The organism is Sphingomonas gei (assembly GCF_004792685.1).
Classification (GTDB): Bacteria; Pseudomonadota; Alphaproteobacteria; order Sphingomonadales; family Sphingomonadaceae; genus Sphingomonas; species Sphingomonas gei.
The window spans coordinates 121210-142657 of record NZ_SRXT01000009.1 but is presented as its reverse complement, the minus strand read 5'-3'; the positions used below and the strand labels follow the sequence as shown (position 1 = coordinate 142657).

Sequence of the window (21448 nt, the reverse complement as noted above, 5' to 3'; positions counted from 1 at the left end):
GAACGCCCAGTTTGGGCATCCGTCAGAACCGCAGGGAACTCTAGGAGCGTAACGGATGCCTGATGGTCTAGACTTTCGACGGACGTGGCTCTGGAACCAAGCCTTTGTGAATCCGAGAACCGATAGCAGCACGGAGGAGCAGGAATACTTCCGTGGGCAATTCTTGGCGATGCGCAGCAAGGTCGAGCAACTCGTCAATCGAATTGCTGTCGATATGCCCGGAATGACGGTACACGACGTCAGCCATCTTGATGCGCTCTGGGAGACAGCGTCTCTCGTCGCTGACGGCAACGTGACGGTGAACCCGCCAGAGGCGTTCGTTCTCGGCGCGAGTATATTGCTACATGATTCAGCGATGAGCCTTGCTGCCTATCCTGGTGGAGTAGATGATCTTAAGCAGACTATCGCATGGCAAGATTCGGTAGCGCGTCTCTCGCTCGCTGCCGAGGAATCGGGCGGCGAAGCTATCGATCCAGATCATCTCAGTCAGGCGTTAATCGGGCAGATAGTGCCAGACGTTTTAAGGCGCTTGCACGCCGAGCATGCCGAAGTGTTGGCAGGTCAAGCTTGGCTGACGAAGGACGGCCAGCAAATCTACCTTATAGACGATCCAGAACTCCGACATTTTTACGCGCAAACCATCGGCCGTATCGCGCACAGCCATTGGTGGTCGGTGCAGAAGGTCGAGGATGAGCTTTCGCAGGATCTCGGCGCAATGGCACAACGCACGAGCAAGTTGGTGGACAAGGTTAAGCTGGCCTGCCTTTTGAGGATTGCGGACGCCATCCACCTCGATAGCCGCCGTGCCCCCAGATTTGCTCGAGTTCTCACGCGCCCAATGGGCATCTCTGACATTCATTGGGCCTTCCAAGAGCGACTGGCGAAACCGCATGTGGAACTCGATGCCGTCGTCTTTACCGCCGGCAAAGCGTTCTGCCACGAGGATGCTGAAGCTTGGTGGCTCGCGTACGACACACTGAATTCGGTAGACCGTGAGTTGCACGATGTTGACCTTCTCCTTCGCAATCGAGGGCGCGAAGTGCTGAAGGCGCGTCGGGTCAAGGGCGCAGGCTCTCCGGAGATGCTGGCACGCACCGTGGAGACCCAAGGATGGCGCCCCGTAGATGCGAGACTGCAAGTTTCGGACGTTCCCCGGATCGTCGAGAACCTCGGCGGATCCAAACTCTATGGCGACGATCCGACTGTCGCGTTGCGGGAACTGATCCAGAATGGCGCCGATGCGGTCCAGGCTCGTCGTCGGATCGAAGACCGTCCGGTGACGTGGGGGTCAATCACCGTCGCAATTGAGAACCGCGATGGCTCACCCTGGCTGATCGTCGAGGATAATGGCATCGGCATGTCCGAGATGGTCCTCACTGGACCATTGCTTGATTTCGGCACGTCGTTCTGGCGGTCACCGCTGGCGCTCGAGGAATTTCCAGGCCTGATGGCGGCCGGAATGCAAGCGATTGGCCGCTTTGGCATCGGATTTTTCTCGGTCTTCATGCTCGGCTCGGAGGTGAAGGTTTTCTCTCGTCGGGCTGACCGAGGCAAAGAAACAGGGCGCCTTCTCGAGTTCAATGGAGGCACTAGCATGCGCCCCATCCTAGCGCCTGCTAATCCCAAACAGCTCCCTATTGATGGCGGCACACGTGTCGAGGTCAAACTCAAGAAGGACCCAACAAAACGTGGCGGTCTGCTCTATCCCGGCATTTACGGCGGCAAGCTCTCAATCGAACGGTTGGTTGCCGCAGTTGCGCCGGCGTTGAATGTCGAAATCGCCGTTCGGACGACAGACCTTCCAAACCCGATCGCCAGGCCGGGGGATTGGATCCAGATGTCGCAGAATGCGATCGTCGGTCGTCTCAATCCTCAAAAGACGTTGTCAGATGAAAAGGAAAGCGATCGAACGTTCATTCGCCCTCTCACAGACTCAAAAAATCAAATCGTAGGACGCGCCTTTATTTCGCCGGACCGTTACGCTTGGCAAGCGGACGGCGGCTGGGTGACGGTCGCTGGTCTCCGTGCAAACCAGCTTCGAAATGTTCAGGGCATCCTCTTGGGTGAAGCCGATACGGCGTCTCGGGATGTCGCGACGCCTTTGGCCGATACCGTGGCGCTGGCGGCATGGGCGACGGAGCAGGCAACGATTATTGCTGAACAGGTTCTCGATGAAGAGCGACAAGCGAAAACCGCAGAGATCGTCCTTGAATGCGGCGGAGATACTGGTTCTCTGAAGATTATTAAGTGGGGCGCTGACTGGCTCTCGAAGGCGGAATTCATCGAACGGTTGCGATCAACGCGGCGACTATTGATAAGTTTCGACGGAGAATTCAGCTACGATGAGGAGGCCGATGATATTCATCCTAAGGAGTTCAGACAGGACTTTAGACAGGCGGATGACGTGGCTTACACGCTAAAATTCGAGGGCGCCGTTCTCAAGGGCAGCTCCGGTACTTGGCCGAAAACAGGGAGCCGTCCCGAAGACTGGGCAGATTCCAACGTCGCTACCCTAGTCAGATCGTTGATATCGGACGTCTGGGGAGATAATGTTGATTACACGACAGAGCTCGGCGTGATCGGCAAGGTCAACGCTGAAGAAATTCGTCGAGAATTACGGGTGTATTCAGGCGCTGGTGCGGATCAATTTGAAGACATAGATTACTGAGAATAGCGTCAGGGTTAAAGACGATAGGGCGCTTTTCACGAACTCGAAGACGGCGTAACGCATCATGTCCACCGGTCATTGAGAGCGCCCGCTCCGGCGGCCATGCGCCGCACTCTGGGTAAGCGGTTCAAGCACCATCATGCTACTGCGCGAGAGCACGAGGCGCGAGATGCTCGCCGCAAGGCTCACCATATCGATGAGCAGGGCGGTTGCAGCCGCACCGACCGGTACCGGGCCATACTCATTGGGATGCAGGACCACTATGCCCGCGATTGCCGCGATCCCCGTCATGAGCCCCAAACCGCCATAACCCATGCACAATCGCAGGAGCGACCAGCGTGCCACCTCGCGGCGCATCTGCTCGAATGCCTCACGTTCCTGCCGGAGTTGTTCGCGCGCTCTCTCAGTCTCCAGCATCGGTCACCACCGCCATCCGCCGCCTGCCGACGGCGATCTGCGTCAAGGCATCGGCAAGCCCGGGAAGAGTGGCCTCGCACTTCGCCGCGATCTGAAGGAGAGTTCCGTTCACCACCTCCCCGAACGGGAAGATCAGCGCCGGCTCTGCATAGAAGCCGGCCCTCGCGAGCGCTATGCGCCGCTCTGGATCGATCGGTCGCTCTTCCTCGCCCCACTTGCGAACTCTGCGATTAAGGAAGCCCGTTCCCTCGAACGGCTCGGTGAAATGCGATACCGGCAGGTGCCGGGCGTCGCCCACCGTCCCGCCATATTTGAGGGTAAGTGGCGACATATCCGACGGCCCGATGAGCGTGACCCTGATCTCCTCATGCGTCGCTTCCTTCTTGCGGATCGACAAATGATATTCCCACTCGAGGCCGCTGCCGCTGAGCAACAGCCGCTCCGCTTCGTCGGCCAGCTCTCGTCCGAGCCCGAGCTCCAGTCCGAGATCGGCGACGCGCCGAAGCAGCCCGAGCTTCACGATGTCGAGCGCCGAGTACAGCCGACGGCGGCCGCTGCCGGGATTCTGCTCACCCAAGGCGATCACACCCCGATTCATCCAAGTCTGAAGCAGCTCCTTCTTGAGGCGTGTGATCCCAAGGACGTCACCTTGCGTAAAATGCTGCTCTGTCAGGGGACGGGCCATGACGACTAAAGTAGCAGCGATACTTTAAGATAGCAATGCCACTTTATTTGGTCATTGGACCCCGCCCTTGGAAGAACGATAGGCTGATCCCGGGGGTAAGGTTCCTGCTGACTTCCCGATCGCACGTATGTCCGATAAATGGGATTCTCGGACATAAGATTTGGCATTGAGAGGGGCCCCGGTTATCGTCGCCCGACCATCAGCACGAGACCATATGAGCCGCGACCTACTCCCGATCTCGACCGATCTGCCCAGTGACTTGCTCGCCGAGATCGAGGGCGCGCGCCACACCTTGGCAGCGTCCAAGGCAAGATCGACCCAAAAGGCCTACGCCGGCGATTGGGATCGCTTTTGCGACTTCTGCGAAGCACGCAACGTCGAGGCACTGCCCGCGCACCCCGACATGGTCGCGCTGTTCGCCCATGTCGAAGCGGAGGCGGGCATTGCTCCGGTGACGATCGGCCGCCGCATCGCTGCGATCAACCATCATCACCGCGAAGCTGGCCTTGCCTCCCCGAGCGCGCGAGACAGCGCGGGCATCATCGCCCAGATGATGGGCGGCGTTCGCCGGAAATATGCGCGGAAGAAGGAGCAAAAAGCACCGGCGGAAGCAGACGTGCTCAAGGCTATGATCGCAACGATCGAGGGCACGGGGATCAGGGCAACGCGGGATCGGGCGATCCTGGCGTTGGGAATGGCGGGCGCTTTCCGGCGCTCGGAGATAGCCGACATGCAGCTCAACGCACTGCAGTTCGTGCCCTCCGGCCTGCGTATCACGATTCCGCGGTCGAAGCGCGACCAAGAAGCGCTGGGCCAGGTCATCGCCATTCCCGAGGGCAGGTTCATTCGGCCGGTCGCATCGCTGCGCACCTGGTTGGAGGCGGCCGGGTTGAACGCGCCGGATCCTGTCACCGGGGAACCGCGCAAGGGGCCGGTATTCCGGCGCCTGACGCGCTCGGACGGGGTTACTGCCAATCCGATCACCGACAAGACGGTCGCGCGCCTGGTCAAGGCGTCGGCAGCCGCGGCGGGGCTCGATCCGTCGACATATTCCGGCCACTCGCTTCGGGCTGGTTTTTTGACGGAGGCAGCCGCGAAGCGGGCGAACCTGTTCAAGATGAAGGATCACTCGCGGCACAAGTCCCTCGACACGGTCGCGGACTATGTTCGCGATGCGTCGATTTTCGATGATCACGCCGGCGAGCAGTTCCTCTAGACCTCCTCGCTCAGCGCGTTGAGCCTTGCTTCCAAGCTGGCGACGTTTTCGATCACCGCCGCGAAGGGCGGGGCTGAGCCGAAGATCATGCCCTGCATGGCACTGTAGTCGCGAGCGAGTGCATCATACATGTCGCCTTCGGGCGTAAGTGCGAAGGTCGGTGGATGCGCGCTCGCCAAGTCGAACGCTGGCCGATTGAAAAAGACATGAGCATGCGCGACGCAGTCGGCGCCTAGCGCCATATCCTCAGTGGCACGTGAGCCGACGTCGGATCCAAGCAACTGATCCATATCGTAATAATGGCGCGAGACGCGGTGACCGTCCTGACGCAGCGAGCCCTTGCTGTCGAACCAGCGGCGGAGGCCGTGCAGGATCACGACCTTGTCCCAGAACGTTCGTTCGGCGTCGACGATGGTGACATTCGGCACGATCAGATCGAACTGAGGCACATCCTCGCTGAGATAAGGCTGCACGGTACGCTGGGAATTGGGGTCGAGCGCCGACTTGGCGCCCGACTCGATCCGCACCAGCTTGTCGACATATCCGTCCGCTGGCGTCGCCGACGGATATTGGACGAGCAAGGTCTGCAGGTCCTTGTCGCGTCGGATGACGAGTCGCTCCGCCGCGATCCCTGCCCGTTCCGCCGCCGCGGCCGCCAATCTGGCCAGATTGTCGAACAGCGGCCCGCCGATATAGGCTTCGCAGGCTTGGCGGATGGCATCGAGCGCCTTTTCCCGCTTCTTCCCGCTCAGCTTCTGCAAGTCGTCAACGCTGTGTGCCTCTCCAAGATCATCGCGGAAGACGGTGACGTCGATGTCTTCGGAAAAACGCTGGATCAGCCCGAAGCCCTTGGAAAGTGACGTGCCGCCCTTGAAGAGCAGGCGCGGCCCATCCGGGAGGCCGTTGAATAGGGCGTCAAGTGTCCAGCAGACCCAGAAGTCCTTCTCGACGTTCTGTGCTGTTGTGCCGATCCGCTGGGCGGTGGTGTTGAACAGACCTGCGCGGGTCTCGTCGTCAGCTCTTAGGATCTCGTCATAAGCCGGGTTCATGCGTTGCTAGCCTCGGGCATCAACAGGGGCCGGAGCAGGTCCTGCATCCAGGAGGGCAGCGTCGACAGGCCGTCGATCAGGTCGCGCCGGATCGCTTGGGCCTGAGGCCCATGGTTGACCAGATCATCGAGCTTGTCGACGAGATCGTCACGGGTGTCTGCGGTGTCGGTATCCCGCAGCCAGTGCAATGCCTGAATCAACCGCATCGCCGGGCGCCCCGCCCAATATAATTTGCTCGCCGCCGTCGGCTTAAACGTGATCTCGAGCTTTCCCAGCCGGATCGATTTCAGACGCGCGTCGGCATGCACGACGATCTTGGCGGGTACGGCATTCGTCAGACCGAGATCGTTGGCGGCAGTGAGACCGTCGACCAGCACCCTGATCTGATCGCGGCGTGCGATTGCGTCGATAACGCCTCGGGGATCGGGCGCGTTAAGCTGCCCTGTCAGTTGATTGACGGTCGGCTGATCGTACAGGCCGCGATCGATGCGTCGCAGCTGGTCTGAGCCGACGAGGCGCTGGAGCGTCTTGTCGACAGCGTCGCGGTTGCCCAAGTCGAGGAAGTCGCTTGGCGTCCAGACCGACCGAGCGCCCCCATCCTTGATGCGCGTCAGAATCGCTGACTTTAGATCAGAGGCGTAGGTCATGTCCGAAGCGTGTACTCATATTTCGGACAATGACAAGGCGTTATGTCCGAAGCGTGTAGGCACATTTCGGACAAGCTGACAGGGAGCCGGCTGTAAAACGCGCCTTTCAAGAGCTTCAGCTCACTTGAGCCCAGCGCCAAAATCGGATAACCAAAAGCAGCTCGGAGATCAGCATGAGCAAGCTTGATCACACCATGTACGCTTTCACGCAGGACAATCCTGGCGGACCGGTTCTTCAGTATGTCGACGATGAACCGGCTCCAATCGAACTTTCGACCGACGCCGCTGGACGTCCCACACGCGCTGGCTTGATAGGCTACGCGATCGCCTATGCGATAGCGTTCGGGGCGGTCGCCTATTTCCTGCTTACCTGATCAGGTTATTCCCGCAACTTCGGATCCAGGAAGAAGCCCTTGTTATGGGACTCGCCGACCTCTTGCTGGACGTCGACCGAGCCCTGAATGCGGCTTGCTCTTCCGGCTTCAGCGACCGCCTTATCCTCGCTGATCGCCACTCTTCCGCCGGCAATGATTGCTGCAGCCGCCCCTGGGTCGCCCCTTCCTCGGTTACCATGAACGGCATCGACGCCGCGAGGCCGATATGCCGCTCGCACATCACTTTCTCCTCCAACGCTGGTGCGACTGAGATCGACTAGCTCGGGCTCCCGAAGGTCCGCGCTGATCTCCCGGCGGATGTCGTCGCGCTTCGCCTGCGCCCACTGCGAAATCATCGCTGCGCGCACCTCCCGCTGATGATCTGACAGCACAGTCGACCAGAGCTCTGGCACATCCATGTTCGGATGCAGAGCTTGCTGCGCCCGATACCATTGCGAGAGATCCTGGCTCATGTTTTCGCTGAGCTGCATACCGTGCGTCTCCGCATAGCTGGCATCCCTGGACAGCGATTGCGACAACTCCTCCATCTTACGTGCCGCCTCAGAGTAGGACTTCGCGCGGGCCAGAGAGTCCTCGATGCCTTGAGAGGATGACGAGGACGTCGAAGCCCGGCTGAATTCGCCAGAGCGCGCGTATGTGCCATCCGATGTCGAAGCGGACGAGGACACGCCGTGCTCGTCCCGGATGCTGCTCGACTGCGTGTTGGAGCTATCGCTCGAACGACTGTCCGAGGTTCCGTGCCGGAGTGAGTCCTGCTGCTGCCCACTTTTCTGCACGCTCCCACTGACTCCGGGGAGCCGGCCGAGTAGCCTTGCGACAGTACCGGGAGCGCCGGCTCGACCGCCACCCCCGGATCCGCCCCCACCAAGGCCGGCCGAAACTCCGCCAGTCACGGTGTCTAGGGTTTGCGCCGACCGATCGTGCCCGTTTGTTACGCTCAAGCTCTGCCCGGTCGACGAGCGATCATCAATGCCTTGGCTGCTCGATGATGACCGCCGATCGCTCTGTTCAATCGATGTGTTGGCGGCCGTACCGCTGCTGGAATCGAAGCCGGAGGTGTGCTCGCTCGATGTTCCAAAGGCGCTACGGTTCGTGTGCGTGCTGGTGAGAATCTCCTGCGCTGTATTTTCAAACGACTGTGCTTGGCGATGTGCCTCGCTCGCCATCTCGCGCCATTCCGAAACGGTGCCCGTGTTCATCGTCGGCGTGAAACCGAGACGCGAGATAGCGCCGCCCATGTCGATCACATCCTGGCCATTCCCGAAGCCAGAGACGAGGGCGCCATTATCCTGTCGCCAGCCAATGCTCGGAGCGCCATCCATATAGCTTGCGGCATTCGTCCATTGGTTACTCTGCCGCATGTTGGAAGTCGCATTGGCCCAGCTCACGTTGCCGTAAGAGTAATTGCCAGTGGTCTGCTCCAGCGCGGCGGCCTCGGCCGCGTTCTGTGCCGGCGCCAGCATAGAGGTCGCCTGGCCGGCGATCGACATCGCGCCGCGAGCCAGACCGGCCGCCAGAAACGGAATGCTCATCAGCATAAAACCCGCAATCGTCGCTGTCTCGCCATTCACCGCCGCGATCCCCGCGTAGGTGCCAAGCGTCACACCGCCACCGGCCACGCCGGTCGCCGCAGCTTCGGCGCGCGTCATGCAGATCATGTGAAGAATGACATACAGCGGTCCCCACGCGGCGAGATAGAAGAACCCCATCGCATAGCCCTTGAGCGTGCCGAGACCGGTCTGTGGCATCAGGAACAAGGGGAAGATCACCGGGAACATCGCGAAGAAGACGACGGTCAGCACGATATTGAGGATCGGCACCCACGCCATCGCCTGCTGCGCGATCGAATCGTAGGTGTTTCGCGCCTGTATGTCCGCCCTAGTCTGGGCAAAGGTGTCGATCGTCGCTGCGCCCGTGCCGCCCGCCATGCTGTTGCGAGCCTGCATAAAGGCATTGATTGCCGTGTTCTGGCGTACCGATTCCGCATAGTCGCTAGACGAACCTGTGAACGCCTGATTTGCGATCGGCAGGTCATGCTTGAGTTTGTCGGCTGCGAGGGTGTTGCTCAGCTTGGGGTAGAGTTCCTTCCCCCAGAGCGGCGTGTTTGCTTCGATCATTGGCCCCCATCTGGCGCTCAGCAGGTCGTAGGCTTGCCTGCAGGTCACGATAGCGCTCGAAACCGTGCCATCGCCCTGCCGCTCCAGCCATTCCTGCGAGCGCGCTTCGGACCCAGGACCGATGTCCGCCCATAGGTCCTTCGATTGCGCGAGGATCGTCAGCGATTTCCGATAGAGCATCACGTCGCCGAACAGGCACTTCTTGAAATGCTCTTCGAGGTTTGTCGAAAACTCAGCGTCCCGGATAACGAAATTGCGCGTGGCGTCGTACAGCCGTGCACCATAGACCATGCCGTTGGTGCTGTAGTTAAGCTCGCCCGGCATGACGAAAACGGTCTCGGCCGTGCGCGTGAGCCAGTCGCCGACCTGGGTCGTGAAGCTAGCCAATATTCCGAGTCCAAGGGGCACGTTCGCGACAGTCGCCGGCGCCAGCGACGGGTTGATCCGGTCGGTCACCTTCACGTCGATCGTGGGGACCATCAGACACAGATAGATCAGTGTCGATTGGAGGAACCAATTCATCCACGCGCGGAAATTGAGCGTGAAAGCGACGACGAGCAGAGAGTAGATCAAGCCCATCACCATCACGACCCGCAGCAAGGATCGATAGCCACCGCCCCCCGACCAGGCAGCGACGGCGTTGAAGGTATTGACGAGATACTCGCCACCCCCGACCGTAAAGACCTCCACCATCGCCCAGGCTCCCTGCCCTACATCAGCCCCTGTGCATTCAGCCCACGCGAGAAATTGAGCGCCGACGACATTCCCGGCGTCATCGAATTCTGCAGCGTTGACTCGAGCATGATGCTGCGGTTGATGATCTGCATCGTCACCTGCAGCTTGTTGTTGAGCTTGACGTCGCGCTGGGCAAATTTTTGACGGGTCGCAGCGATCTGCTGTTTCCACTGGGTCGCCGTTGCCTGGTCGAACGTCTGATAGTGCGTCTGGGCCTGCTCGACGCGATCGAGCATATTGTCCAGCATAGCCGCGAGCAGGTCGACCGCTACGATTTCGGACAGGGTCTCGATCTCACCATCGGTCAGCGCGTAGTGGGCGTAAGCCTGTACCGCGAGGATCTTGTAAATTGGGACGGTCGCGATGTTGAGGAGCTGCTTCTCGGCCGCGTCGAGCGCTGTGTCCGTTCGGATCTTGCTGCTCATTGACTTTATCATGCCGGCGATCCGCGGACGAAGAGCCGACGAAGCAGGCACCGTAAGCGTCTGCTCGCCGACGTCGTAGCAATCCGTGTCATTGCACTTGAGCATCTTCACCGCCGGCGCATCGGCGGTGCCGTCGAGCAATGCGGTCACCACGGCTTCTTCCGCGGGGCCGAACATCACGACCTTTCCGCCCACCGCGGGGTCGGTGGAGGGTTGTGTGACGACCGTCCCGACGAGAGTCATGATATATTCGGAGAACGATTGGTCGAAGGCGCCAAACTTCGCTGACTTCTTGAGCGCCTCCCAAGTGTAATTGTGCGGTTCGCCGACCAGCTGATCCTTCATATTGGCATCGGTATTGCCGGCGATCGTGGCGTCCCGCTTGTTGCCGTTGTTGCATCCTTGCCGGGACGCTGCCCAATCGGAGAACACGCCCTGACTGTTGCCAACGGCTTCGCAGATCGTGGACCGCGTGGAGTCCATCTGTGGCCAGATTCCGCCGACGAGGGCCTGCGCGGTTTCGCAGCTCGAGATATTCATCTGATTGAGTAGCTGCGCTTTCTGGCTGAACTCATCCATCACCTTCCCGATCTCCGGTGACACGGAATCGATCGCCAGTTTGAAGGCGAAGCCCAGCGCATTGTTGGCGGTCGCCTTGAGCATCGCGACGATTTCGGAGGCGTTGATGAAGGAGAAGCTGCCGCTAAACAGATCGATGCCGCCGCATCCCGCGCGAGCGCTTGGTAGCTGCAGATTGAATGGCGACACGCTTTTCTGCGGGAAGCGCGTCCAGACGTTGCCAAGCGAGTAATAGCCGGCAGACTGTCCCTGAAAGGCCGTCGGGCCGGTGACGTTCGCAGCACCACCCGCGTCGTTGAAGAAGCCGTTCATCTCCGAAGCGACGTCTGCGCGAGCAACACCGATGAAGGCGAAATGCGACGCCGCGACCATGGCAAGACACCCTGCAACCTTCGCGCGAAACGGGCGGCGGCGCGCCCGAGCTGTTTGCTGCTCCATCAATAGTCGCTCCCCACCTTGGTGTTGGTCAGCATGAAAATGCGATCCATGATCTCATCGGCGCTGAGCACGCCGTATCCGACCGGGATCGTCCGCTTTGTCTGGGTGTCGAACAGGACCAGCGCCGGCGTCTCGTTTCCAGGCACGCCCATGCGAGCGCGCTGACCGGAATCGACAACGTAGTTGGGGAATTCCCTGTTGGGTCCTCCGTCCATCGAGACAGCCATCACGCTCATGCGATGACTGTCGGTGACCGAGCGCAGGATCGGCGCGAACACCTCACAGGCGCCGCAGCTTTGCGCGTAGAAATAGAACAGGCCGTAGCGCTGGCCGAGGTTCGTCAGGACCGCGTCCCGATCTGCCTTCCGATTGTCGAGCCAGAGTCGCTTGCCGACCGTCGAGACCGGTCTCTGCAGCGTGTAATCGAGATCGGGATTCTGCCAGAGCGCGCGCTGCCAGGTGTCCGAAAAGGTGGACGCGCGATCGAGCTGCTCCCGCTGGAAACGAACATAGGCGATGACATTCGCTTCGGTCGGCTCAAGGATCGCGCGTGCCTTCAGCTCGTCGAGCTGCTTGCTGATCGACGCGATCCTGTCGGCCGCGCTTTGCTCCGGGGCGACGCTCGGCGTTGCCTCCGGTGCCTTCGGCTTTGCACAGTAGAACCACTGGCCGAGCTTGCGCTCGCCGCAATAGAAGTCATCGGGCGCGTCCTTGTCGACGACATCTCGGCTGGGTTCGGGGTCCTGAGCCCTGAGCGGCGCAGCCGCGCCGATCGAGGACGCGACCGCCACAAGCAAGGAGAGCTTAGCGAACCTCAACATCGCTGGGCTTCCTTTCATCGGGTGAAGCAGGTTGCGCTGAGGTGGGACGATAATGGAGGCGTGTCGCTGGGCCGTCCCATGCGGCGAGATGGATGCAGCAGTCGACGTCGCCAGCAGCGGCGGTTTGGCAGCCGTGCCGCGTCGGCGCCGCAGGCGGTGATGCCGCCAGCAACAGGATCAGCGCCGGCAGTTCAACGATGGAGATCGCCACGTTCCAACTCCTCTCTTGTTAATCTGAGGACGGCCATCATCAGGGCCACGTCGATAAGGCGCGTCCCTTGGTCGAGTAGGCGGACGATTCCGTTCACGTGAGGACAGGCCGCCCGACGGCCGGCTTCAGCCGGCATCAGCTTGTCACCTTCCGCGACGAGCCAACCTTTGGCGCCCATTTTCAGAAGAGCTCGGCTAAGATCCCTTCGTGGGATTGGACATTCGAACCACGTGGCTATGGTCTCGAGAACGTCGTCGAAGCTTCTTGGCCGCTTGGCTCGATAGGCCGCGAGGAACACCGCAAGCTCGAGCACCGTCATATCCCATTCGAGGGTGACGGAGGCCGCCGGAGTGGGCGGATCATTTGCCGTGGAGATCATAATAAGCCTGAATCTTGTCCTGGATATCGGACATGGTTTGGACCTCGTCAGGCAGCTTCGCGGCGTCCATGAAGTCCGAATAGACCTCGGTGAAATCCATCACTGACAGGTCGAGTCTGGCGAACTCGTCTACCGTGAAACCCTGACACTTCTCTTTCTTTGCGCTACCCCAGGGTTTGCCGAGCTGGGGGCGCCCTTGCTCCTGCAGGATTCGGGAGAGCTTGCTCTCAAAGCAGCAATAGGCGGTTCGCCTGGTTGAGCAGATCCCGAGGAAGCTGGAGGAGCAATAGGTTCCCAGGTTGTGGCAAAGGCCCATCCGGTCCTTGATGTCGAGCTTCATCTCGTCCTGGCTGCAGGCGAAGAGGACGAGGAACGGCGTGGCGAATGCGGCGATCGCCGCCGGGCCTCCCGCGAGGGCTGCTGCGCCCGCAGCGACGGGAACCGCTCCTGAAACCTTGCCGGCGCAGCAGTTGACCAGGCCGAACACCGGCTTGTGGCAGGTCTCGCGCGTCCCCGTGAAAACCTTGAAATCTGCCTCGTTGAATTCCTTGCCGGCCTGATCGAGCGCGTGAAGCCCGACCAGCGCATCCCTGAACTCGGTCGAAGCCTCGCGAACGATCGGCTCGCAGTCACCGTTGATGCAGTAGACGTCGTTCCCGCAGATATACTGGGGCGTCGCGGCCGAGCTGCCGGACGGCGTGGGACACTGATAGACCTTCTGGCTAACCTTGCAGGGACCGTCTTGCGGGTCGTCCAGGCATTCATCGCGAAGGAAGGTGCAGCTTCGGTTGCCCTCTAGATCGCCACAGTCGTTGGCGTTGCTCAGGTGATGGCAGCTATATGTGCGTTCCCAGTTCCAGCAGGCGCGCGTCACGGCAACGCCGTTTACGGTCCGGGTGGTCGGATCAGGATCGACGCATGTCTCGGTGGCGAGTTCGCAGGTCTGCCCGGCAGTCGCTGCGCTGCACATCGTTTCGTCGCGATGCTCGTTGATCACCTGGCCGACATTCTCGACGGTGTAGGGCCGGCTCACCGCCGGGCTATCACACTCGTAGGTGATCAGATCGCCGTCCTCGACATCCGGCTCGGTGCAGAACCGCGGATTGCCCTGCCGGCAGATGTCGTACCTGACCGTCTCGCGGGACCGCTCGCGACAAACCCCATTTGCGACGGGCGCGGTAAATGAAGGTGAGCAACGACGTGTTCGGTTGTCGCTGCCTTGCGCCGCGGAGGTAGACCAGTTCTCGCAGGTGTAGATGTACTTGTCGGTTCCCGGTGTTGCATCAACGACGAGCGGTGTCCGACAGACCGGGGCACTGGTATCCACCTTGGTGCCGAAATTGCAGGTCGCTTCGTAATAGCCGCTCGTTCCCGACCCCGGCGGTAGCGGTGTGCAACTTCCGCTGGTACTTCCGTACGCTTCGCCGGCGAGATAGCTTGAGGGATCGCCTTCGACCGTCGTGCCTCGGTTCGTTGTCGCGAGAATTTCGGCATTGCTGAACGTCGAGCGCGTGTGCGTGGGATCCGTCGTGATGGTGTATTGCTCGTTGGTGCTCTTGAGCGCTTGCGCGTCGTTCACGAGCTTGTCCGGATCATCATAATAGGTGGACTGAGGCTGGGTCGTCCCTGTGTAGCCCGGGACCGCCGCCGCCTGAGCGTCGCTCGATGGCACAAGCGAGGAGTCGTTGCGCTTCTCCTGCGCCATCGCCTTGCCCTCGGCGCGGGCTTGGTCGATCGTCATCTCCTGCGCGAGGACTGGCTGGATCGCCAGCAGCAAGGCGCACAGCCCGCCCATGAGGCGACGGGCCATCATTGCCGGTCGCGCTTCATATTGGAGAGAGCCACGGCCGCTACGCGCGCACCGGGGCCGTTGCCGTCAGCAAAGGTCGAGAGCGCATATTCGACCGTTACGTTGCCGATCATGCGGTCATAGGGCGGCACCTTGGTTTGGCAGGAGAAGCCGGCGCAAAGATCGAAGTCGGACGAGACGGTGATGTAGGTTGGTACGGCCTTGACATCGAACGCGCGGAAGAGCCGAGGATCGATGCCTATGCTGGCGAACTGGCCCTTATCCACGACCCTGCCGAGCCGCGCCACGAACTCCTTCGCGTCGTTGTTCGGAAAACCTCTGAACACGACCACGCCGCCCGCGCTCGAGGTATCGCGGACGAGTTGCTTGAGCGTCGCATCCGGCATGGAGAGGCTGGCGAAGACGATGAACTGCGGCGCCTCCCCGCCCCTTGCGCTGGCGTTCTGGGACGCGCCCTTCACGATTTCGTCGAAATCGACAGGGCCGGCCGGATCCTTGGGTAGGGCGCTTGAGGCGACTTTCCGCATATTTTCGTTGCCGCCGTCGCGAACCTGAGCGGCTTCCTCACGGAACTGCGTGCCCCGGTCCTTCACTTGGTCGACGAACGCCTGGGCTTCCGCGGCAAGGTCGGCGGAGCGCTTCTTCACGGCCTGAACATCCACGCCGTCCACGGTCTGAGCCAGCAGCGCCGAGACGCTTGCGGTTCCAAGCACTGCGAGGATCCCGATGGTGAGAGAGCGCATCGCCGGACCCTCTAGAGAACGCAGCAATTGCGTTTGCGCCAGACGAGATAGCCCATGTCCTCGCCACCGGCGGGATAGGCGCGACCAGCGTCGGGCGGCATGGTGGAGGCCCCGATCGCCGAGCAGGCAAAACGCCCACTCACGGTCGGGATCGGATTGACCATCTGAAAGCGATATTGCTGCTTCCGCATGATCGGCATGAGATATTTCTTGCAGAGCCCGGCCGAGCCCATCGTCCCCCAGGCCAGCGCTTCGCGATGCATCTTGAAGGCAAAGCGAGAGAGCGCGAGCCGTGAGGACTGAACGTGCCCGATCGATGACGGTATGTTGCCGTTGAGAGGGTACATCGAGCCCTGGCAGCCAGCGCACCAGAAGAGGGGATCGAGCGGCAGATGAACGGTTCCCGCGATGCAGTCGCCCGCGCAGGCCGCCTGCGCGATCGGATTAGCGAAGACGATCGCCTCTGGGTTGATGAGCGCGGCGAGCGAGTCATCCTGCCAGAGCGGATCGACCTCGGTCATGTAGGCGATGTCGAACGAAGCCTGCTCGAAGCAGGCAAAGTCGGTCAGGATCTCCATCCAGTAGAGCAGCGGATAGACATACCAATGGACGTGCCATTTCGCCGTGCTTTGCGAGCGCCCCCCGACCATCGACGGTCCAGTTAAATAGCCCTGACCGATATCGAACCCCGGCGCGATCCGGATGCCACCGAGATTGGGGAAGCACCACGGCTTCATCGTCACATCGGCCAGGCGCGCCGGCTCCCAAAAGCCCACCGATATGCCGATGCGCGGGAGCGGATCGGAGCAAGCGCAGATTGGCGAAGCTGGATTGCTGGGGTCGGGTCGGCCGCTCGGCCAGATCTTCAGCCCGCCAACCGAAAGCGGAAAGAGGCATGACCAGCAAACATCGGTGATCGGATTGACGAACTTGCCATTGCAGGTGGGTCCAGCCGCCGCGGCCGGTGGGGCGAGCGCGAGCATTGCGAGAAGGAATCCGAGCGCCGCAAGCGCCCGTCGCAGCGACCGGATCACTCCAGCTCTCCCATCGTGTTGAGGAAAGCTCGATCTGCGCGTTGTTTTTGAATCAGGTAGATGCAGGTGTAAGCGGCGGTGGCGAGAAGCAGGACCGCCGCACCGATTGGGGCCGGTCGGCCGACCGCATGTCGGAGCGGAGAAAAGAAGCCGACGACCAATGCGCAGGTGACGCACAGGCCTTGCCAGATGAACCGCATGCGCCGCAGTGCCGGTGTTTCCGGCGCCGCCATCGGCGTGCGCAGAAGATCGAGCCAGAGTGGCATCAGCCCGCCCTTCCCTTCTTCACCACCTGTTCTGAGACGCGCATCATGCGCCCGTTCTGCTGGACGACAGCCGGAGTATGCTCGATCCCGAAGCGCGAGGTGAGCTTGCCCTCCTGATCGAAATAGAAGCGACGCTTCCGGTTCGTCATCTCCTCGATCGGAGAGCCGCTCACGAATATGATCTTCGCATTGAGGTCGGTGAACCTGCCGGTTGCCCAGGCGATCTGGTCGACATCGTCCCCGTCGACGAACACCAGCGCCTGCCGGATCGCGACGAAATCGAGCGGATTAATCCGCTGTCCCGCGCGGCCAATGAGGTTGCCCTTCTGATCTCGAATATCGTGCTCGAGCTGGACGGTCGGATCATACGTCCATTCTCTCGGCTCGGTTGCAGGCGATATGCCCGCGACTGGGGTCGGCCGACGCACTTTTGCCTCGACGCGCTTGGCGAACATTTCGTTCGTCCGCGCGAGCTCACCGCTCGCTTCCGCGCGCTTCAATCGTGCCTCGATGGTCGATAGGAGATCGGGCTCGATGACGGGAAACGCCTGGCCTGTCTGACCATAATCCCGCGCTTCGATGCGCGCCGGCGTCGCCATGAAGATCGCGAGCCCCATGAGTCCTGCGCTTCCGCCCACCAGGAGCAACCGCTTCACAGCACCGGCTCCCCGACGCCGATGATCTGCCGCCTGCACACGAAGCCGATCTCGGCATAGCGACTGTCGAAGCCGTCACGATGTGGGGACCCTGCATAGTAACAGCCCCGAGGAATGACGCCTTCGGCTCCGGGCGTGAGCGGCTCGCCGAACCGAGTGAGCGGCTTCATCTGCCCTACGATCGTGCCGTTGATCGTCACGGCCTGCGCTCGGTGCGCGACGACGTCACCCGGCATACCGTAGACGATCTTGCCGAACATCTGCGGCTTCGTTCCGAAATGACGACGCAGCAAAGGGCTTTCCGGTGGGTCGAAGAACAGATAGTCGCCGCGCCGCGGTACCTGGTGTCGCCGGATCAGGAACGCCCAATTTGGGAGGGACTGGCTCACGTTGATGAGGAACAGGTGGCTATCGCGCCACGCGCTGATCGCGTTCATCCCGAGCGTTCCGAGGACGGCTAGGCCGAGCATCGCCCAGAGCCGCTTGCGTGGCCGCCAGCGCTCAACGGGCCGATCACTGGCCACCGTTGCCATCGGGACCTCCGAAGGTTGAGACCGACGGTCCGTGAATCTGCTCAGGCGCGCCTTGCGGCATCGGCTGTGGAAACGGGCCGGTCGCCGGCGGGACCTGGGATGAAAGGGCTTGTGCGCCCGCCATCGGGTCGATTTGACCAGGCGCTGCCAGCTGCGCCTGACGCGACGCGGCCAACGCGGATTGAGCCGCCGCGAGCTCCTGCATCCGCTGCAGCTGCTCGGCCGAGGCGCGCCTTGGCTCTGGCACGCCGGAGGCAAAAACCGCCTTCTTTAGGCTCTCGGTGATGTCGGGCACGTTCTTGGTGAGGACCGCCTCACCGACCAGCACGACCTGGCCGTCGGCGCTTCGGCGTTGCAGCTCTTTGTCGAGCGAGGCCATAAACGCGCGCATTTCGGCCTGAACGCGGTCGGGCGGCGACCCAGAGTAACGCTGGGCTTCGACATAGTCGCCTACGAGCGCCGATAGCCGGGCGGCGACGATATGATCCTGCTTCGGCGCGGTGAGCGCGCGCGTTACCCACATGCCCCAGATGGCGAGCGCAAGCGCGACCAATCCGAGCACCATCTGTTGGCGGGTGAATCCGCCAAAACCGATCCTGCGCGCTGGGCGCGCCGGTCGTGACGCGGAATGTGATGCGGGAGGGAAGTCGAGTTCGGGTTGCTCAGCCATGATCGCGAGCCCTTTCCTGCAGGCGGTCAGGCAGGATTCGATCCCGGCGGAAGGTGATGACTACCGCCGAGAGGATCATGTGCGCGATCGCGAAAATGTTGAGGAAGGCGCCAGTGCGGGCCGGGTCGGCCGTGACATAGCGCGCGGTAAAATTGTTGAGCTGGTGGATGAAGCCATCGAACGAGAAACCGCCGATGGCGAGAAAGAAGAGAAAGAACAGGCCCCAGGTCATCAACAAAGTGCTGCCGAGGAAGCCAAGCCCGTGCAGCGTGAAGTAAAGGACCGATCGCCACTCGGGCGCTGTCAGCCAGGCCCTGCGCTCGCTGGTTGTCGTGGTATCGTCTGCGTTCGTCGCCATGACGCTACTCCGCGGCTATCGCGATCTCGTCCGGCTCGACGAGATTGCTCACCCATTTTTCGGGGTTTTCAGGGAAGGCGATCCGCTCGATCGCCTCGTCCATGCTCATGCCGTCGGCAATGAGGGCGTCGATCGCCGCAAACGTCCTCGGGCTCGAAGAGAAGAGCGTGGCCGAATAGGGATCGAGCACCAGGCGGCCGACCGCGAGCGTGTCGGGTCCCTTGATCATGATGTCCGAATATTCGAAGCCGTTACGCTTCAGCGATCGGAGTAGGGCGTCCGTATAATCGTCCATCTCGAAGCGATCGTGCTTCTTGAAGTCCGCGATCGTCTCCGGCTTCTGCTGCAGAATGACGAACCAGTCGGAATTTTCGAGCGCCGCAATCGAGCCGGCCGACTTATAATAGTCGTTGAGCGATTGGGTCGCAGTGACGAGGGACGCGCCATATTTGCGGCAGGTGCGAGCATAGGTTTCGATGAAGTCGGCCATCGCGCCGCCCCGGAGCATCTGCCAGGCCTCGTCGAGGAGCAGCGCTTTCGGGATCGAACGATCGAGTTTTCGCATCATCTGTTGCGACATGAACATGATCGCGGTGAGCACGACGCTGCGCAGCTCCTCGCGCGCCGAGAGGTCGGACAGCTCGAAAACGGTAAGCTGCGCCTGCAGCTCGAAGGATACCTCGCCCTGAAAGAACCGCCCGTACGTTCCGCCCGACGAGAAGGGCCGCATGGCAATTCCGAGATTGGACGCAAGCGGATTGCCGGTCCCCTCCAGCGCTTCGATCACAAGGTCGATCGACCCCTTGCTGCCATGCGCTTCCCAGACCTGGTTGACCGCTCCGTCGATGAGGCCTCGCTCAGTGTCGTCGAGCACGTTGATGTGCCGCGACATCTGATTGATGATCGCCTTCAGCATCGCCATGCAGTCGAGGAGGTAATCCTCATCCTCGGCCGCCTGGGCCTGGTCGATCATTGAAAAGGGGTTGAGGCAGAAGCCCGAGCTCATCGTGAACTCGACAAAGGCGCCACCTTGCAGCTTGGCCGAATGCTCGAACGAACGCCCGTCGTCGATCACCACCACCTTTGCACCTGCGCCGCAAAGCGAGCCGCACAGCTCCTGGAGCGCAACCGATTTGCCCGACCCCGATTTGCCAAAGACCGCAACGTTGTGATTGCCGGCGGTGTTCTCGAACGGACTCCAGAAGAAGGGCTGTCCCCGCCTGCCGATGAGCAACAGGTGCGGCACCTGGCCCCCGAGATACTCGCCCTGGACCGGCGCCAGGTTGGCGGCCGTCGTGGTGAGCAGCGTCCGCATCCGCTTCATGCGTTCGAGGTCTTTGGAGAGCCCGTTCGCCATCGTCATCGGCATGGCGCACAGGAGCCCCATCACCTGCAGGTAGCGATCGTCGAGAAGATCCCAGCCCGCGGCACGATAGACCGACTTGAGCACGCGCTCGTTACTGTCACCCTTTCCTTTCGGCGAGAAGGACGTGACGCTGTAGAAGACGCGGACCAGCTTGCGGCCCTGGCGGATCTCGTCGTTGACGTAGCGCCACTCCTGCGACTGGTCGCGCAGCTGCGGGAGGAACTTGGACGATTTTGAATCGGCGAGGCTCGTGGTCCGCATGAACTTGAAGCTGGCCTTGTTCGTCGAGGCCTGGGCATCGGGGAAATCGATGCAGAGGTTGGTTGCGACCGGGCACGGCATCCGCAGCTTGTCGGTGAACATGTCGCCGATAAGACGGGCGACGTCCCAAGGGGCCCACCGGTTCGGCAGGTTGCGCACCGAGAACGACCGTAGGTCGAACACGTCGGGATAGATTTCGCCGATCTCCGGGGCGCCTTTCAGCGTCTTGCCCGTCGGTCTGAAGCGTTCGGTCCGCAGCAGCATGCGGTCAGGCTCGACCTGCAGCTCGATATCGCGGCGGATCGCCTGGTCAGCGATCGGGTCGAGCGGATTATAGCTGACCGCATCCTCGCCGGCCGCGGTGGTCGGCGATGTGATGTCGTCGATCCAGCCGATGAGGGCTACCGGATCCATCTTGCGCGCAGTGACATTGACCGACTGCAGAGAGGAGATCAGTCCCTCCATCACCGAGACGATCTGCTCGATCGACACGCTCGACGATTCAGGCGTCGAATAGGAGATCGCGACGCGGTGATTGCGCAGACAGAAGGGCGCGTCGGCAGAGAGCGAGTCCCAGACACCGTCGGTCAGGAAGTCGACGCGGTGTTTGGCCATCCGTTCGTAGACGCCGCGCGCGGAGTAGCGCGGGAGATACCATTTCGAGAGGCGCTCGCCGATGCGCGGCGACATCCATTGGTGGAACTGAAGGCAGCCGGGGGTCGCAATACCTTCCGACAGGAATTGCGCCAGGATCTCGCCGGTGCGCTCATCGGCGCCGACGAGCGGCGCGGCCTCGATTACGAACCCGCGCGACGCGCTGTTGTAGAATATGCCCGTCTTGGGATCATAGCTCCGGTAGGGCAGCCAATGCGCCAGCATCGGGACGGCAAGGTCGGGTCGCTGGGCGTCGGGGCGCTTGCTGTCACCGAACATGCCAGAGAGGAGATCCTCGAAGAAGCCCCTCGCCAT

At 61.5% G+C, this 21448-nt stretch carries 21 protein-coding genes; 3 read left to right on the top strand and 18 right to left on the bottom strand.

All coding sequences use genetic code 11. The features are described 5' to 3' along the window. The first annotated feature begins 55 nt into the window (after positions 1–55). Positions 56–2668: an HD domain-containing protein gene (locus E5A73_RS20225; protein ID WP_135965659.1), complete on the top strand. Its 2613-nt coding sequence runs from the start codon at positions 56–58 to the stop codon at positions 2666–2668. Between the two features lie 75 nt (positions 2669–2743). On the opposite strand, the gene E5A73_RS20220 is transcribed toward E5A73_RS20225, so the two are convergent. Both E5A73_RS20220 and E5A73_RS20215 read right to left on the bottom strand, forming a co-directional pair. Further along, positions 2744–3085, bottom strand: a complete 342-nt coding sequence (locus E5A73_RS20220; RefSeq protein ID WP_135965658.1) for a hypothetical protein — start codon at positions 3083–3085, stop codon at positions 2744–2746. After that, positions 3072–3770 (bottom strand): MerR family transcriptional regulator, encoded by a 699-nt coding sequence (locus E5A73_RS20215; RefSeq protein ID WP_135965657.1) that lies wholly within the window; start codon positions 3768–3770, stop codon positions 3072–3074. The genes E5A73_RS20220 and E5A73_RS20215 overlap by 14 nt, the downstream gene beginning before the upstream one ends. Before the next feature lie 214 nt (positions 3771–3984). On the opposite strand from E5A73_RS20215, the gene E5A73_RS20210 reads away from it, so the two are divergent. Continuing rightward, a complete protein-coding gene (locus E5A73_RS20210; RefSeq protein WP_135965656.1) occupies positions 3985–4986 on the top strand; it encodes a site-specific integrase in 1002 nt (333 codons plus the stop codon). On the opposite strand, the gene E5A73_RS20205 is transcribed toward E5A73_RS20210, so the two are convergent. Beyond that, complete coding sequence (locus E5A73_RS20205; RefSeq protein ID WP_135965655.1) at positions 4983–6035, bottom strand: nucleotidyl transferase AbiEii/AbiGii toxin family protein; 1053 nt, start codon at positions 6033–6035, stop codon at positions 4983–4985. The genes E5A73_RS20210 and E5A73_RS20205 overlap by 4 nt on opposite strands. Continuing rightward, positions 6032–6682 carry a DUF6088 family protein gene (locus tag E5A73_RS20200; protein ID WP_135965654.1) on the bottom strand — a complete coding sequence of 217 codons (651 nt, stop codon included), beginning with the start codon at positions 6680–6682 and terminating at the stop codon, positions 6032–6034. Before E5A73_RS20200 ends, E5A73_RS20205 begins: the two co-directional genes overlap by 4 nt. Positions 6683–6855: 173 nt before the next feature. Here E5A73_RS20200 and E5A73_RS20195 point away from each other — a divergent pair, with 173 nt between their 5' ends. After that, a complete protein-coding gene (locus E5A73_RS20195) occupies positions 6856–7056 on the top strand; it encodes a hypothetical protein (protein ID WP_135965653.1) in 201 nt (66 codons plus the stop codon). A gap of 5 nt (positions 7057–7061) precedes the next feature. On the opposite strand, the gene E5A73_RS20190 is transcribed toward E5A73_RS20195, so the two are convergent. From E5A73_RS20190 to traC, 14 genes are all read right to left on the bottom strand, one after another. Beyond that, positions 7062–9887 carry a conjugal transfer protein TraG N-terminal domain-containing protein gene (locus tag E5A73_RS20190; RefSeq protein ID WP_135965652.1) on the bottom strand — a complete coding sequence of 942 codons (2826 nt, stop codon included), beginning with the start codon at positions 9885–9887 and terminating at the stop codon, positions 7062–7064. A 17-nt stretch (positions 9888–9904) separates the two neighbouring features. Further along, the gene (locus tag E5A73_RS20185; protein ID WP_135965710.1) at positions 9905–11305 is read right to left on the bottom strand and encodes a conjugal transfer protein TraH; all 1401 of its coding nucleotides are present in this window, start codon (positions 11303–11305) and stop codon (positions 9905–9907) included. A 65-nt stretch (positions 11306–11370) separates the two neighbouring features. After that, positions 11371–12192: a conjugal transfer protein TraF gene (locus E5A73_RS20180; RefSeq protein ID WP_135965651.1), complete on the bottom strand. Its 822-nt coding sequence runs from the start codon at positions 12190–12192 to the stop codon at positions 11371–11373. Then, a complete protein-coding gene (locus tag E5A73_RS20175) occupies positions 12176–12403 on the bottom strand; it encodes a hypothetical protein (protein WP_135965650.1) in 228 nt (75 codons plus the stop codon). The genes E5A73_RS20180 and E5A73_RS20175 overlap by 17 nt, the downstream gene beginning before the upstream one ends. Beyond that, a complete protein-coding gene (locus E5A73_RS20170) occupies positions 12384–12782 on the bottom strand; it encodes a hypothetical protein (RefSeq protein ID WP_240700302.1) in 399 nt (132 codons plus the stop codon). Before E5A73_RS20170 ends, E5A73_RS20175 begins: the two co-directional genes overlap by 20 nt. Then, entirely contained in the window at positions 12763–14595 is a 1833-nt protein-coding gene (locus tag E5A73_RS20165; RefSeq protein ID WP_135965649.1) for a conjugal transfer protein TraN, read from the bottom strand. The genes E5A73_RS20170 and E5A73_RS20165 overlap by 20 nt, the downstream gene beginning before the upstream one ends. Further along, the gene (gene trbC / locus E5A73_RS20160) at positions 14592–15335 is read right to left on the bottom strand and encodes a type-F conjugative transfer system pilin assembly protein TrbC (protein WP_135965648.1); all 744 of its coding nucleotides are present in this window, start codon (positions 15333–15335) and stop codon (positions 14592–14594) included. Before trbC ends, E5A73_RS20165 begins: the two co-directional genes overlap by 4 nt. Positions 15336–15346: 11 nt before the next feature. Beyond that, a complete protein-coding gene (traU, locus tag E5A73_RS20155) occupies positions 15347–16318 on the bottom strand; it encodes a conjugal transfer pilus assembly protein TraU (protein ID WP_135965647.1) in 972 nt (323 codons plus the stop codon). Positions 16319–16365: 47 nt separating this feature from the next. After that, on the bottom strand, positions 16366–16635 hold the full coding sequence (locus E5A73_RS20150) for a hypothetical protein (RefSeq protein ID WP_135965646.1): 270 nt from the start codon (positions 16633–16635) through the stop codon (positions 16366–16368). Next, the gene (gene traW / locus E5A73_RS20145; protein ID WP_276605819.1) at positions 16635–17252 is read right to left on the bottom strand and encodes a type-F conjugative transfer system protein TraW; all 618 of its coding nucleotides are present in this window, start codon (positions 17250–17252) and stop codon (positions 16635–16637) included. Before traW ends, E5A73_RS20150 begins: the two co-directional genes overlap by 1 nt. A gap of 35 nt (positions 17253–17287) precedes the next feature. Further along, a complete protein-coding gene (locus E5A73_RS20140) occupies positions 17288–17824 on the bottom strand; it encodes a S26 family signal peptidase (RefSeq protein WP_135965645.1) in 537 nt (178 codons plus the stop codon). Further along, a complete protein-coding gene (locus E5A73_RS20135; protein WP_135965644.1) occupies positions 17805–18494 on the bottom strand; it encodes a type-F conjugative transfer system protein TrbI in 690 nt (229 codons plus the stop codon). Before E5A73_RS20135 ends, E5A73_RS20140 begins: the two co-directional genes overlap by 20 nt. After that, on the bottom strand, positions 18487–18852 hold the full coding sequence (locus E5A73_RS20130; RefSeq protein ID WP_135965643.1) for a hypothetical protein: 366 nt from the start codon (positions 18850–18852) through the stop codon (positions 18487–18489). The genes E5A73_RS20135 and E5A73_RS20130 overlap by 8 nt, the downstream gene beginning before the upstream one ends. 4 nt (positions 18853–18856) lie before the next feature. After that, positions 18857–21448: a type IV secretion system protein TraC gene (gene traC, locus E5A73_RS20125; protein WP_135965642.1), complete on the bottom strand. Its 2592-nt coding sequence runs from the start codon at positions 21446–21448 to the stop codon at positions 18857–18859.